We start from the raw sequence: 13,390 nt of genomic DNA, 5'->3' as shown, positions 1-13,390 counted from the left end.
AATCCTCACAACAAACCTGGTGGGGGCAGGCGCTAATTTACTTGTGAAAGCGCATTACAGAGTTGTTTTGCGGCGAGGATAATACGCGGGCTCGCGCGTTCAAACCAGTCACTATCAAGAGTAATAATCGGTATTTTTAGCTGATTTCCCCAGTATTGCTCAATTTTAGGAATTTCGCCCGAACCGCCGGTAGCAACAATTGCCTGAGGGGCTCTTGCCAGGACCTGTTCGCGGCTGACCTGCGGCCATGGAACCCGGCTGCCGGAAAAGATATTTTCTCCACCACATACCTCAAGAACCTGGTTTTGAATGGAACCTTTTCCACTGGTAAACAGAGGATTTGCGCCAAACTGGAGAAACACACGTTTTTTCGGTTTGTTGGCATACTGAGACTTTAGTAAAGCATACTCATCAAGCAAGGTTTGCGCTGCTTGCTTTGCTTGTTCAGGCTTGGGGCTCCATGGCGCAAGTTGACGCAATGCATCAGCGACCTGCTCGATGGTGACGGCATCGACCCAGATGACCTTAATTCCCAGGGCAGTCAGTTGATTAACCTGCCGCTCGGCATTCCCTCCACGCCAGGCAATAACCAAATCGGGTTTGAGCGCCACGATACGTTCCAGATTCATGCCTTGCCAGGTTGAGACCTCTTCAATATTTTTGGCCTCGGGCGGGTAGTTTGAATAGCTGCTGACGCCAACGGGGGTAATACCGGCGGCAAAGGCCAGTTCAGTGTTGGCTGGGGAAAGCGAAATAACGCGCGGCGCGGCGTAAAGCCACGCCGGAAGAGTGAAAAGCAGGGCGACCAGCGCCCTGGAGACGAAGTTAGCCATGCGCCAGTTTCTGCACCAGCGTTTCAACCATCAGGCTTGACTGTTTCGCGGCAACGACCAGGAACTCGTCAAAGCTGAGATGGGACTGCTGATCGGCAACGTCAGAGATAGCGCGAACGACAACAAACGGCACGTTAAAGTTGTGACACACGTGCGCAATTGCGGTTGCTTCCATCTCAACGGCAATCGCCTGTGGGAAGTTATGCTTAATTTTTGCCAGGCCAACGGAGCCGTTAATGAAGGCATCGCCGCTGACGATCAGTCCGCGGACGGCGTTCAGATTGAGTTCGGCAATACAGGATTCCGCTGCAGCAATCAGTGCCGGGTCGGCTTTAAAACCAGCCGGGCAGCCCGGTAGCTGGCCAAATTCATAGCCGAATGCGGTGACGTCAGCATCGTGATAGCGCGCTTCGTCAGAAACCACGATATCACCTACTTTCAGCGTAGAGGCCAGGCCACCCGCTGAACCGGTATTAATGATGGCATCTGGCTTGCAGTGTTCAAGCAGCAGCGTAGCGCCCAGCGCCGCAGCCACTTTACCGATGCCTGATTTCAGTAGCGCAACCTCAGTACCGTTCAGTTGGCCGGTGTAAATTTCACAACCGCCAAGAGCAATTGTCTGACGGTTTTCGATTTTGTCACGCAGCAGCGTAACTTCTTCTTCCATTGCACCAATGATGCCGATTTTCATAGATTTACTCGCGATAAGCCAGATTTGAGGGCATAGTCTATCATGCGCTTAAGGGGTAGCGCATTTCTCAGGCGGGAGAGGACATGGCACAGATCGATTTCCGAAAAAAAATAAACTGGCATCGTCGTTACCGTTCGCCGCAGGGCGTGAAATCTGAGCATGAGATCCTGCGCATTTTCGAAAGCGACCGTGGACGTATTATCAATTCTCCGGCTATTCGCCGACTGCAGCAAAAAACCCAGGTCTTTCCGTTGGAGCGTAATGCGGCGGTGCGTACGCGCCTGACGCACTCGATGGAAGTTCAGCAGGTAGGGCGTTATATCGCCAAAGAGATCCTCAGTCGGCTGAAAGAGCAAAAATTGTTGGAGCAGTACGGCCTGGATGAGTTGACCGGTCCCTTTGAAAGCATCGTCGAAATGTCCTGCCTGATGCATGACATCGGCAATCCGCCGTTTGGTCACTTTGGCGAGGCAGCAATTAATGACTGGTTTCGCCAGCGACTCTATCCGGCTGATGCTGAAAGCCAGCCCTTAAGCGACGATCGCTGCCAGGTGCCTGCGTTACGTTTGCGTGAAGGTGAAGAGTCGCTCAATGATATTCGCCGCAAGGTACGTCAGGACCTGTGCCATTTTGAAGGCAATGCACAGGGCATTCGGTTGGTGCATACACTGATGCGCATGAACCTGACCTGGTCGCAGGTGGGGGGGATTTTAAAATATACGCGCCCGGCATGGTGGCGTGGAGGTACGCCGGCGACGCATAACTATTTAATGAAGAAACCGGGATATTACCTTTCCGAGGAACCGTATATTGAGCGGTTACGTAAAGAATTATCCTTAGCACCTTACAGTCGCTTTCCATTAACCTGGATTATGGAAGCAGCGGACGATATCTCTTATTGTGTGGCTGACCTGGAGGATGCTGTTGAGAAAAGAATCTTCAGTGTTGAGCAGCTTTACCACCATCTGTATGAGGCGTGGGGGCATCATGAAAAAGGTTCCCTGTTTAGCCAGGTTGTTGAGAACGCCTGGGAAAAATCTCGCTCAAATACATTAAGTCGCAGTACGGAAGATCAGTTCTTTATGTATTTACGCGTTAACACGCTGAATAAACTGGTACCGTACGCCGCTCAGCGTTTTATTGATAATTTACCGCAAATTTTTGAGGGGAGTTTTAACCACGCTTTATTAGAAGATGCCAGTAGCTTCAGTCAGTTGCTTGGGGTTTATAAAAATGTAGCGGTAAAACATGTGTTTAGCCATCCAGATGTGGAGCAACTGGAATTGCAAGGCTATCGGGTTATCAGTGGGCTTCTGGAAATCTACCAACCACTGTTAAAAATGTCATTATCCGACTTTAGCGAGCTGGTTGAACACGAAAGATTAAAACAGTTCCCTATCGAATCTCGATTATTTCAAAAGTTGTCTACCCGCCATCGTCTTGCTTATGTTGAGGCGGTCAGTAAAATATTGCCGGGTAGTGCCGAGTTCCCGGTTATGGAATATTATTACCGCTGCCGTTTAATTCAGGATTATATCAGCGGGATGACTGACTTGTATGCCTGGGATGAATATAGACGGCTGATGGCGGTAGAACAATAAATACTCATTTGTAAAGACGGACAATAAAATTTTACTTTTTCCTTAAACTTCATTCTGGAACTTAGCGCTATAAAACGACTCTGAGGTATACAGCAATTTTGCGTGACCTGTTAATCGAGAACGAAACACATGAAAAAAACCACATTAGCAATGAGTGCACTGGCTCTGAGTTTAGGTTTGGCGTTGTCCCCCCTGTCTGCAACGGCGGCTGAGACAGCGTCTTCAGTAACAACTGCCCAACAGATGCCAAGCCTGGCCCCGATGCTCGAAAAAGTGATGCCATCGGTGGTGAGTATTAATGTCGAGGGGAGCACGACGGTCAATACGCCGCGTATGCCGCGTAATTTCCAGCAGTTCTTCGGTGATAACTCTCCGTTCTGCCAGGACGGTTCTCCGTTCCAGAGCTCACCGTTCTGTCAGGGTGGCGCTCCGGGTGCTGACAACGGCGGCGGACAGCAGCAGAAATTTATGGCGCTGGGGTCTGGCGTCATCATTGATGCCGCGAAAGGATATGTTGTGACCAACAACCACGTGGTCGATAACGCCACGGTGATCAAGGTTCAACTGAGCGATGGTCGTAAGTTTGACGCGAAGATCGTCGGAAAAGATCCGCGCTCTGATATCGCACTGATCCAGATCCAGGACCCGAAAAACCTGACGGCAATTAAGCTGGCAGATTCTGATGCACTGCGCGTGGGTGATTACACTGTAGCGATTGGTAACCCGTTTGGCCTTGGTGAAACGGTGACTTCAGGTATCGTTTCCGCACTGGGGCGTAGTGGCCTGAATGCCGAAAACTACGAGAACTTTATCCAGACGGATGCGGCGATCAACCGTGGTAACTCTGGTGGTGCGTTGGTTAACCTGAATGGTGAGTTGATCGGGATTAACACCGCGATCCTCGCGCCGGACGGTGGCAACATCGGTATCGGTTTTGCTATCCCAAGCAACATGGTGAAAAACCTGACTTCGCAGATGGTTGAGTTCGGCCAGGTTAAACGCGGTGAGCTGGGTATTATGGGGACTGAGCTGAGCTCTGAGCTGGCGAAAGCGATGAAAGTTGATGCCCAGCGTGGGGCATTCGTCAGTCAGGTTATGCCGAACTCTTCTGCAGCGAAAGCCGGTATCAAAGCGGGTGACGTGATTACATCACTGAACGGTAAACCCATCAGCAGCTTCGCTGCCCTGCGTGCGCAGGTCGGCACCATGCCAGTGGGTAGCAAAATTAACCTTGGCCTGCTGCGAGACGGTAAGCCGGTAACGGTGAACCTGGAACTGCAGCAGAGCAGCCAGACTCAGGTTGATTCCAGCTCTATCTTCAAAGGCATTGAAGGTGCGGATATGAGCAACAAAGGCCAGGACAAAGGTGTCGTGGTAAGCGATGTGAAACCGAATTCGCCGGCGGCACAGATTGGCCTGAAGAAAGGGGATGTCATCATTGGTGCTAACCAGCAACCGGTGAAAAACATCGCGGAACTGCGCAAAATTCTCGACAGTAAACCAGCTGTTCTGGCGCTGAACATTCAGCGTGGTGACAGCTCTATCTATCTGTTGATGCAGTAATCCCTCTGAACCCCTTCCCATATCAGGGAAGGGGTTTCTTTTTGTGATACCTACCACAACTCCATACTTCTCTCTTCTGCTTTGTGCATTTGCACAATGTCGCGGTCTGTTTTCTTCCCTATGCTTGAGCACTGCTCACAGGAGGGCTTTATGGCTGGCTGGCATCTCGATACCAAAATGGCGCAGGATATCGTGGCGCGCACGATGCGCATCATTGATACCAATATCAACGTAATGGATGCCCGTGGGCGGATCATTGGCAGTGGCGATCGCGAGCGTATTGGTGAATTGCACGAAGGTGCGCTGCTGGTGCTCTCACAGGGCCGGGTCGTCGATATTGATGATGCGGTAGCACGACATCTGCACGGCGTGCGACAGGGAATAAACCTGCCGCTGCGGCTTGAAGGCGAAATTGTTGGCGTTATTGGTTTAACCGGCGAGCCGGAGCATTTGCGTAAGTACGGTGAACTGGTGTGTATGACCGCCGAAATGATGCTGGAGCAGTCGCGTTTGATGCATCTGCTCGCTCAGGACAGTCGTCTGCGCGAAGAACTGGTGATGAACCTGATTCAGGCTGAAGAGAACACCCCGGCGCTGGTGGAATGGGCGCAGCGGCTAGGAATAGATCTGAACCAACCACGTGTGGTAGCAGTGGTGGAGGTCGACAGCGGTCAGCTTGGTGTAGACAGCGCCATGGCTGAACTACAGCAATTACAAAATGCGTTGACGACACCAGAGCGAAATAACCTGATTGCGATTGTTTCACTGACTGAGATGGTCGTTCTGAAACCCGCGCTGAATCAGTTTGGCCGCTGGGATGCAGAAGATCATCGCAAGCGTGTTGAACAGCTGATCGCCCGTATGAAAGAGAACGGACAGCTACGCTTTCGCGTATCGCTGGGTAACTATTTTACCGGGCCGGGCAGCATTGCCCGCTCGTATCGCACCGCGCGTACGACCATGATGGTTGGTAAGCAGCGCATGCCGGAAAGCCGCAGCTATTTTTACCAGGATTTGATGCTGCCCGTGCTGTTAGACAGCCTGCGTGGCGGTTGGCAGGCTAATGAGTTGGCCCGTCCGTTGGTACGACTGAAAGCGATGGATAACAACGGCTTGCTGCGTAGGACATTAGCGGCATGGTTTCGCCACAACGTACAGCCGCTGGCGACCTCAAAGGCGCTATTTATCCACCGCAATACGCTTGAATATCGCCTGAATCGTATTTCAGAACTTACCGGGCTGGATTTGGGGAATTTCGATGACAGGCTGCTGCTGTATGTGGCGTTGCAACTGGATGAGCAGCATTGAGACATTAAACCACCTCACAGCGAGGTGGTTTTGAGCTACGGGTTACTCTTCAGAAATTAAAAGCAGTCCTTTTTCAATAACCTGATAAACTACTTTTTTCTTTTGGGGATACTTTTGCTCGGTCTCGGTGTTGAGAATAACCGAGCGTTTATATGCTTCTGCATGATAAACCTCAATAGTATATCCTTTTTCCAGTGTCATAGTGTTCGTGTATTTCTCCAGCAGGACTTTACTTTGTATTTCCTGATGATAAACGAGAAAACCATTGTTATCGATAATGTTGACCTCTGCATAGAGATCTTCGCCATATATGCTGTGTGGCGTGGTGGCCTCTGTTGAGTAAACAACCTGGTTATTCACCAGATCCATATCAATACTGGCAAACTGTACATCGTAATATCCCAGTAGCTTCCAGAGAAATTTATTACCTCGTATTGTCGCCTTCGGATCACTGGAAGTCGGGTGTTGGTAATCTTGTAGCCCTGAACTAATGACTTCCCATGTATTATCCTGTGCAAGTTGAAAATCTGTATTTTGCATAACGTTTGAAGCTACGCATCTGAATGGTTCATAATGAAGGATGTCGATAACATAGCCATTGCGTAATGGAATGCTTTCTGTTGTAGTCGGATATCGGATTGAGCCATCATAATTTCGGTTGTACATTTCAATCCCATTTTCATTCCACACACGTATCCATGCGTAGGTTTCCGGATAATAATTGTGTGGTATTACTGATTTAGTATTTACCGTCATCAAGTAATTACTGTTATCGATAGTAACTTCGGAAAATTCGGCGTCACTCAATCCGCGTAATTCAAGATGAATAATACTCCCTGTCAGGATGTCGGGTTCACTATTATCTAATGGGATGACATCTGCATATTCAAGTAATAATAAATCACGCTCCTCTCCAGTGAATTTGTTAATCATTAGCCAGATACTGATTTTTTCTGTGCTTTCTGGTAGAGTATAAATAAGTGACTCAACGCGTAGCTTTTCTGCTGACTCAGCAATAATAGAACGGAGATCCTCATCCGGGTCATTGTTTAGTGCGGTATTAAATAATCCTGTTTTATCAATCCTGAAGTTATTGATTTTTTCATTGTGCACAACCAGATCAAGATAATTTGGTAGGCTATATAAACGCTTCCCACATTCGGCATGATAAACCTCGATGAGATACCCATCTTCAAAAGGAATTTCATCATAGGTAATTGGACAATTTTGTCCTGGCATATCACGATTGAAAATTTCCTCGCCAGTCGCTGAGAAAATGGTGACGCTCGCATAAATGTCACTGCCATAGTAGGAATGTGGCGCGGAACTGGTGACATTTAGTTGGATTGTTTTGCTCTCATTCTCAACAGTGAGGGTTGCAAACTTTGCATCGCCAAGCCCCAGGAAAATAAGTTCTTCGTTACGACCGCTGGTGTCATTTAGTGGGGTATAATTAATGGTTACATTATTTTCGCCTTCACGTACCACAAACCAGTTTTGATCAGTAGTATATTTTTGAGATTTTCCTTTTGGCAGAATAAGTTGATAAACCCCAATGGGTAAATATTGCTGTTCTAATGTAGTATTAGTAATTCTGACCGTAATATCATTGCCACAATGATCAATTATTTTGAGATCACGTCCATAAATTTGAGCTAAATTATCAATGATGATATCAAAGGTAACATTGCCTTTTTTGTTTAAGACAGACAACTCTGCATTATCAACCAACCAAACAGACGTTTGTAGCCCCATTGCTTGCTGCGCGTTGTCCCATTCCGCTTCAGGCAGGAGATCAAAGAGTGGATAAACCGGTTTGGTTTCCAGAGTCTGAATACGTTCTCGGGTGATATCATCAAGTTCAACACCACACAAAGCAATATAGGGGGTCATATCATATCCTGCGGCAGAGGCGCTTGCCTCTGCAAGCATATCCAGGATGTGATGATCTGATGCGGAGAAATTTTCGCTGTTTGCCAATGCCCGGTAACTATCATTAAATAGCACAAAATTTTTCATCGAGGATTTGAATTGCATTAGCATCAATAATAATAATCTTTGATGTGGATTCCACTGATTCACCGGTGTTTGATTATAGATATTATTTCGGAAATTATCCTCAGTGTAACCTCTGTTTCCATCGTTATATAACCATCCATCGGTATACAGTTCATTTTTATTGCCCAACATAACTTGCTGAAACCATGCACCATATATATTATTCCAAACCTCTCCAGCGGAGAAGCGAGAGTCATTCATAAAATTGCCCTGATATCCATGGGCAATTTCATGCAGCACAGTCCATTGGTTTTCAACATTATCAATCCAGCCTTGCGCGATGGTTGATGAGGTCTCTGCACACCAGTAGGTGTTGAAATAGGCGGAACCCACACCGTTTTTATCTGCCTTAATGAAATACTTATTGGCAATGTTCTGATTGAGAGAATTTACTGGCGTAAAACTAAGTCCGGCTAAATCATTATAGAATGCAAAAATTTTTTCATAATAGTCCAATAGTCCGTAAATGCCATTGTCGGTATTTACATTCTGGAGATTATCCATGTCGGCAAAGGGAACTAATAGTTTGGCACTGCCAGTATCGATAAGCGCATAGGGGGCGTTGGTCTCTGACCATGAAGAAAAAAATAAAGCAGAATCACTATTTTTGTCAAAAAAAGGCAATGTCTGGAATTTTTCTGGTGTTTCAAATTCAACGTCGTAATCAGAAACATTTTCCATGTATAGCGTATCAATGAAAGGGACGGTATCAACAGTAGCGCTGATCTCTTGCCATTCAGTTTTCAATGTTAATGTTTTTTCAACAGCAGAGTCATTGCATAATAGACGCAAGGTAGCAGAACCATTACTGATGTCGGACTGCCTGACGCGAAGGATGGTCTCCGCGGGCAAAATAAAGTCTAATTCCTGACGATCGTGCAGTAACCCTTTATTAAAACCTTCTTTATTAAGCCATGTTGCCTTTTCGAGAGCATAGCATTTCATTAAAAGTATATTGTTCATAGTTGGTTATCTCTTATTTAGTGGTTGAAGATAGATAAACCTTATATTTTTTATGAGATAATAAAAGTCATTTTATATAATATCTGTGTGCAATGATGTTAATGATATGGATATATATTTTTTTATCTTTATGGATAATGAAATGATGAGTAAATTAAAGGGAGTGTGGGTGTGTGATATTTTTTTAGAAAGGCCAGTTTCCTGGCCTGAAGATATGATGGCTTATTTGCGCGTCAGTTTTTCCAGATCGGCTTCAATTTCGCTGATCTTATTGGTCACGACGCTTTCCAGATGACGTAAATCATCGAGGATCTTGCGTTTAAGATCGACTTCACTGCGATCGCGCTGGCAGATCTGATCCAACTCGTCGATCACATAGCGCAGGTTTGGACTGATCTCCTGCACTTCTTTGTAGCCCTGACCTATGCCATCGGCGACCACCGTTTTACGCTGACGGGGATATTTGAATTTCACGCTCTTGGCAAAAAACTCGCCTTTATCCTTTTGGAAATAGATTTTCAGGATATCGTTGTTGGCTTCTTGCCGCAGGCTGTAACGATCGATCTCTTCAGGATTAGTAATGCCCAGACTTTTCAGATTGTCATACATAGCGGTACCCTTAAGCTCACTATAACCATTGAATAATTAACGAAAAGCCTTGTTTATGCCACCCGCAGATGTAAAAAAAGCGGGCTAAGCCCGCTTTTTCAAATTGCTGTTAGTCGATGGTACGTAACAGTTCGTTGATACCCACTTTGCCACGCGTTTTAGCGTCGACTTTCTTCACGATCACCGCGCAGTACAGACTGTATTTGCCATCTTTCGACGGCAGGTTGCCGGAAACGACAACAGAACCTGCCGGTACGCGACCATAATGCACTTCGCCTGTTTCACGATCGTAAATACGGGTGCTCTGACCGATATACACGCCCATCGAGATGACGGAACCTTCCTCGACAATCACGCCTTCCACAACTTCCGAACGCGCACCGATGAAGCAGTTATCTTCGATGATGGTCGGGTTAGCCTGTAACGGCTCCAGTACGCCGCCGATGCCAACGCCACCGGACAGGTGAACATTCTTACCGATTTGCGCACAAGAACCTACGGTCGCCCAGGTATCAACCATCGTACCTTCATCAACATACGCACCAATGTTAACGTAAGACGGCATCAGCACGGTGTTACGTGCGATAAATGCCCCCTGACGCACGGCCGCAGGCGGAACCACGCGAAAGCCTTCTTTCTGGAAGCGTGCTTCATCGTAGTCGGCAAATTTCATCGGCACTTTATCGAAGTAGCGGCTTTCCGCACCATCGATAACCTGATTATCGTTAATACGGAAAGAGAGCAGGACCGCTTTTTTCAGCCACTGATGGGTGACCCACTGGCCGTCAATCTTTTCTGCGACACGCAGTGCACCGGAATCCAGTAAAGAAATAACCTGATTAACCGCTTCACGGGTTACGGTATCCACATTCGCCGGAGTGATGTCGGCACGACGCTCAAAAGCGGACTCAATAACGTTCTGTAACTGCTGCATTGTTAAACTCTTTCCATAATAAATAAAAACATTACCCTTTATCGTTTGGATTGAGGGCCTCTGTCAACCGTTGATGTACTTCCTGCTGCAGCTCATTATTAAGGGCACGCCGGTCGGCGGTGGCGATTATGAATAAATCTTCTACTCGCTCACCAATAGTTGTAATTCGGGCGCCATGCAGCGAAATTCCCAGATCGGCAAAAATCTGCCCGACCCGCGCCAGTAGTCCTGGTTGATCGAGTGCGATAAGTTCGAGGAATGACTTACGGTCGGTATGGGTCGGCAAAAAGGTGACCTCAGTATCGACAGTAAAGTGGCGTAATTTTGCCGGCTGACGACGCGGTTGCGGTGGTTGCCAACTGCGTTGAGTAATGGCTTGTTCCAACCCAAAACGGATCGCTTCGTGTCGGTCTGACGACAGCGGACTGCCGTCCGGCTCCAGTACGATGAACGTATCCATCGCCATGCCATCACGGGTGGTGAAAATCTGCGCATCGTGGACGCTCAGATTACGCCGGTCCAGTTCGGCGCAAACGGCGGCAAACAGATACGGGCGATCCGGACTCCAGATAAAGATTTCCGTTCCCCCACGCGTTGCCTGCGGGCTAAGCAGAATGAGCGGTTCTTTGAGGTCATGTTGTAAGAGATGACGCGCATGCCAGGCCAGTTGATTTGGGCTGTGGCGCACGAAATAGTTCGCTCGACAGCGTGACCAGATATGGTGCAACGCTTCTTCATCAATGTTATCCATCCGCAATAACGCCAGCGCCTGAAGCTGATGATGGCGCACACGCTCGCGCATATCCGGTGTATTTTGCATTCCACGACGCAGTTGTTTTTCTGTGGCGAAGTATAATTCGCGCAACAGGCTTTGCTTCCAGCTATTCCATAGCGTTTCGTTAGTGGCGCAGATATCGGCGACGGTAAGGCAGACCAGGAAACGCAAACGGTGTTCCGTTTGTACTTCTTCGGCGAATTGCTTAATCACCTCCGGGTCCTGAATATCACGGCGCTGAGCGGTCACCGACATCAGCAGATGCTGGCGTACCAGCCACATAACCAGATTCGTTTCGCGGGAGTTGAGTCCGTGTAATTCGGCGAACTTGAGTACGTCCTGAGCCCCCAGAATAGAGTGATCGCCGCCACGACCTTTGGCGATATCGTGGAACAGCGCAGCAATCAGAATGAGTTCCGGTTGACGCAAGCGCGGCCACAGATCCACACACAGCGGATGACGCTGGCGGGTCTCTTCCTTGGCAAAACTTTCCAGTTTCAGCATGACGCGGATAGTGTGCTCATCCACTGTATAAGCATGAAACAGGTCAAACTGCATTTGACCGACTATATGCGACCATTGCGGCATATAGGCCCATAACACGCTGTGGCGATGCATTGGCAACAGGCCGCGACTCACTGCGCCTGGATGGCGCAACATGCTGAGAAATAGCGAGCGCGCTTCCGGAATGTAGCACAGCGGCTGCGTTAAATGACGACGGGCATGACGCAAATGACGCAGTGTGGTTGAGTAAATTCCGGTGATCGCGCTATTGCGTACCATGATATAAAACATCCGCAAAATGGCCTCGGGCTCGCGGATAAACAGGTCGTCATTGCGCAGGTCAATCAATGTGCCACGCAGTTGAAAGTCGTCATCAATGGGGCGCGGTTTTTCATCGGCCGGCATGGCGAGAATCGCCTCGTCAAACAACTGGAGCAGCATGTGGTTCAGTTCGCTCACTCGCCGCGTGACCCGGAAATAGTCTTTCATCATCCGCTCGATAGGCTCATTGCCTTCACCGCCATAATTGAGGCGTTGAGCCACGCTGAGCTGTCGATCAAACAGCAGACGGTTGTCGTAACGGTTCACGATCAGATGCAATGCGAAGCGGATCCGCCACAGAATATGCAAACATTCATTCAGTTCGGCGCGCTCCGCCAGCGTCAGGAAGCCGAAACCGACCATCTCATCCAGCGACGTGGCACCAAAATGACGGCGGGCGACCCATTGCAGGGTGTGGATGTCGCGCAGTCCACCTGGACTGCTTTTGATATCCGGCTCCAGATTGTAGCTGGTGCCGTGATAGCGCTGATGGCGTTGATTTTGCTCTTCTACTTTGGCAGCGTAAAATTTATCGGATGGCCAGAAACCTTCGCTGAAAATATGCTTTTGCAGCTCAAGGAACAACGCGACGTCGCCAATCAGCAGTCGTGTTTCAATCAGGTTGGTGGCGACGGTTAAATCTGATAGCCCTTCCAGCAGACACTCTTCCAGTGTACGCACGCTGTGTCCTACCTCCAGCCGCACATCCCACAATAGCGTTAATAACTCGCCGACTTTCTCCGCCTGCGCGTCAGGCAGTTTTTTACGGCTAAGGATTAGCAGGTCAATATCGGAAAGTGGATGCAGCTCACCACGCCCGTAGCCGCCAACGGCAACCAGCGCCAGATCGGCAATCTGACCGAAACCTGCTTCAATCCACAGGCGCTGCAGCAACTGGTCAATAAATTCGGTGCGGGCTTCGATTAACTGTTCAGCGGAAATTCCGCTGTCAAATGCTTCCCCCAGCCAGTGCTGGAAATTATCGATATGAGCTTTAATGCCGGTACAGTTGAGGTCGTGCTGTGGCCATGTCCCTGGGTTTTGCGGTTGGCCAGGCAGGGTGGGGAGGGCAGTATTTGCGTGCTGTTCAGGAAGAGTATTCATTGTGCGCCACCCATTAAAAAGCCGGATGACGGCGTGAACGCCTTACCCGGCCTACGTATTTACTCTTCATCCTTCAAGTTGCTTCTGCGTTGGCTGCGCTCGTTCACTCCAGTCACGTACTTATGT

Annotated in this window: 9 protein-coding genes; 3 read left to right on the top strand and 6 right to left on the bottom strand. The window is 48.6% G+C overall.

Annotated features, from left to right (window positions below; translation table 11 throughout):
* Window positions 1-32: 32 nt before the first annotated feature.
* Together btuF and mtnN are read right to left on the bottom strand one after the other, a co-directional pair.
* Complete coding sequence (gene btuF / locus NNO03_RS16960) at window positions 33-833, bottom strand: vitamin B12 ABC transporter substrate-binding protein BtuF (protein ID WP_271450062.1); 801 nt, start codon at window positions 831-833, stop codon at window positions 33-35.
* Complete coding sequence (mtnN, locus tag NNO03_RS16955; RefSeq protein ID WP_137383241.1) at window positions 826-1,524, bottom strand: 5'-methylthioadenosine/S-adenosylhomocysteine nucleosidase; 699 nt, start codon at window positions 1,522-1,524, stop codon at window positions 826-828. The genes btuF and mtnN overlap by 8 nt, the downstream gene beginning before the upstream one ends.
* Window positions 1,525-1,607: 83 nt before the next feature.
* Here mtnN and dgt point away from each other — a divergent pair, with 83 nt between their 5' ends.
* The 3 genes from dgt (at window position 1,608) to cdaR (ending at window position 5,996) form a co-directional block, all read left to right on the top strand.
* A complete protein-coding gene (gene dgt / locus NNO03_RS16950) occupies window positions 1,608-3,125 on the top strand; it encodes a dGTPase (RefSeq protein ID WP_271442283.1) in 1,518 nt (505 codons plus the stop codon).
* Window positions 3,126-3,254: 129 nt separating this feature from the next.
* The gene (gene degP / locus NNO03_RS16945) at window positions 3,255-4,688 is read left to right on the top strand and encodes a serine endoprotease DegP (RefSeq protein ID WP_271442284.1); all 1,434 of its coding nucleotides are present in this window, start codon (window positions 3,255-3,257) and stop codon (window positions 4,686-4,688) included.
* A gap of 150 nt (window positions 4,689-4,838) precedes the next feature.
* Window positions 4,839-5,996 carry a DNA-binding transcriptional regulator CdaR gene (gene cdaR / locus NNO03_RS16940; RefSeq protein WP_005132128.1) on the top strand — a complete coding sequence of 386 codons (1,158 nt, stop codon included), beginning with the start codon at window positions 4,839-4,841 and terminating at the stop codon, window positions 5,994-5,996.
* A 42-nt stretch (window positions 5,997-6,038) separates the two neighbouring features.
* Here the strand turns inward: cdaR and NNO03_RS16935 are convergent, their stop codons facing one another.
* From NNO03_RS16935 to glnD, 4 genes are all read right to left on the bottom strand, one after another.
* Window positions 6,039-9,017 carry a putative mucin/carbohydrate-binding domain-containing protein gene (locus tag NNO03_RS16935; RefSeq protein WP_271450061.1) on the bottom strand — a complete coding sequence of 993 codons (2,979 nt, stop codon included), beginning with the start codon at window positions 9,015-9,017 and terminating at the stop codon, window positions 6,039-6,041.
* A 222-nt stretch (window positions 9,018-9,239) separates the two neighbouring features.
* Window positions 9,240-9,626, bottom strand: coding sequence for a DUF3461 family protein (locus tag NNO03_RS16930; protein ID WP_005132126.1), 387 nt, complete (start codon window positions 9,624-9,626; stop codon window positions 9,240-9,242).
* 109 nt (window positions 9,627-9,735) lie between these two features.
* Window positions 9,736-10,560 (bottom strand): 2,3,4,5-tetrahydropyridine-2,6-dicarboxylate N-succinyltransferase, encoded by an 825-nt coding sequence (gene dapD, locus NNO03_RS16925; RefSeq protein WP_039030312.1) that lies wholly within the window; start codon window positions 10,558-10,560, stop codon window positions 9,736-9,738.
* Between the two features lie 31 nt (window positions 10,561-10,591).
* Window positions 10,592-13,264, bottom strand: a complete 2,673-nt coding sequence (gene glnD / locus NNO03_RS16920) for a bifunctional uridylyltransferase/uridylyl-removing protein GlnD (RefSeq protein ID WP_271450060.1) — start codon at window positions 13,262-13,264, stop codon at window positions 10,592-10,594.
* Between the last annotated feature and the right edge of the window lie 126 nt (window positions 13,265-13,390).

The organism is Citrobacter sp. Igbk 16 (assembly GCF_028069755.1).
In the GTDB taxonomy this organism is placed as follows: Bacteria; Pseudomonadota; Gammaproteobacteria; order Enterobacterales; family Enterobacteriaceae; genus Citrobacter.
The sequence above is the reverse complement of the archived record's forward strand: the minus strand, read 5'-3'. Positions and strand labels throughout refer to the sequence as shown.

Excerpts from the sequence above, each read along its gene's own strand:
- cdaR (WP_005132128.1), top strand. The coding sequence starts at position 4,839 with ATGGCTGGCTGGCATCTCGATACCAAAATGGCGCAGGATATCGTGGCG.
- NNO03_RS16935 (WP_271450061.1), bottom strand. The coding sequence starts at position 9,017 with ATGAACAATATACTTTTAATGAAATGCTATGCTCTCGAAAAGGCAACA.
- btuF (WP_271450062.1), bottom strand. The coding sequence starts at position 833 with ATGGCTAACTTCGTCTCCAGGGCGCTGGTCGCCCTGCTTTTCACTCTT.
- dgt (WP_271442283.1), top strand. The coding sequence starts at position 1,608 with ATGGCACAGATCGATTTCCGAAAAAAAATAAACTGGCATCGTCGTTAC.
- degP (WP_271442284.1), top strand. The coding sequence starts at position 3,255 with ATGAAAAAAACCACATTAGCAATGAGTGCACTGGCTCTGAGTTTAGGT.
- NNO03_RS16930 (WP_005132126.1), bottom strand. The coding sequence starts at position 9,626 with ATGTATGACAATCTGAAAAGTCTGGGCATTACTAATCCTGAAGAGATC.
- mtnN (WP_137383241.1), bottom strand. The coding sequence starts at position 1,524 with ATGAAAATCGGCATCATTGGTGCAATGGAAGAAGAAGTTACGCTGCTG.
- glnD (WP_271450060.1), bottom strand. The coding sequence starts at position 13,264 with ATGAATACTCTTCCTGAACAGCACGCAAATACTGCCCTCCCCACCCTG.
- dapD (WP_039030312.1), bottom strand. The coding sequence starts at position 10,560 with ATGCAGCAGTTACAGAACGTTATTGAGTCCGCTTTTGAGCGTCGTGCC.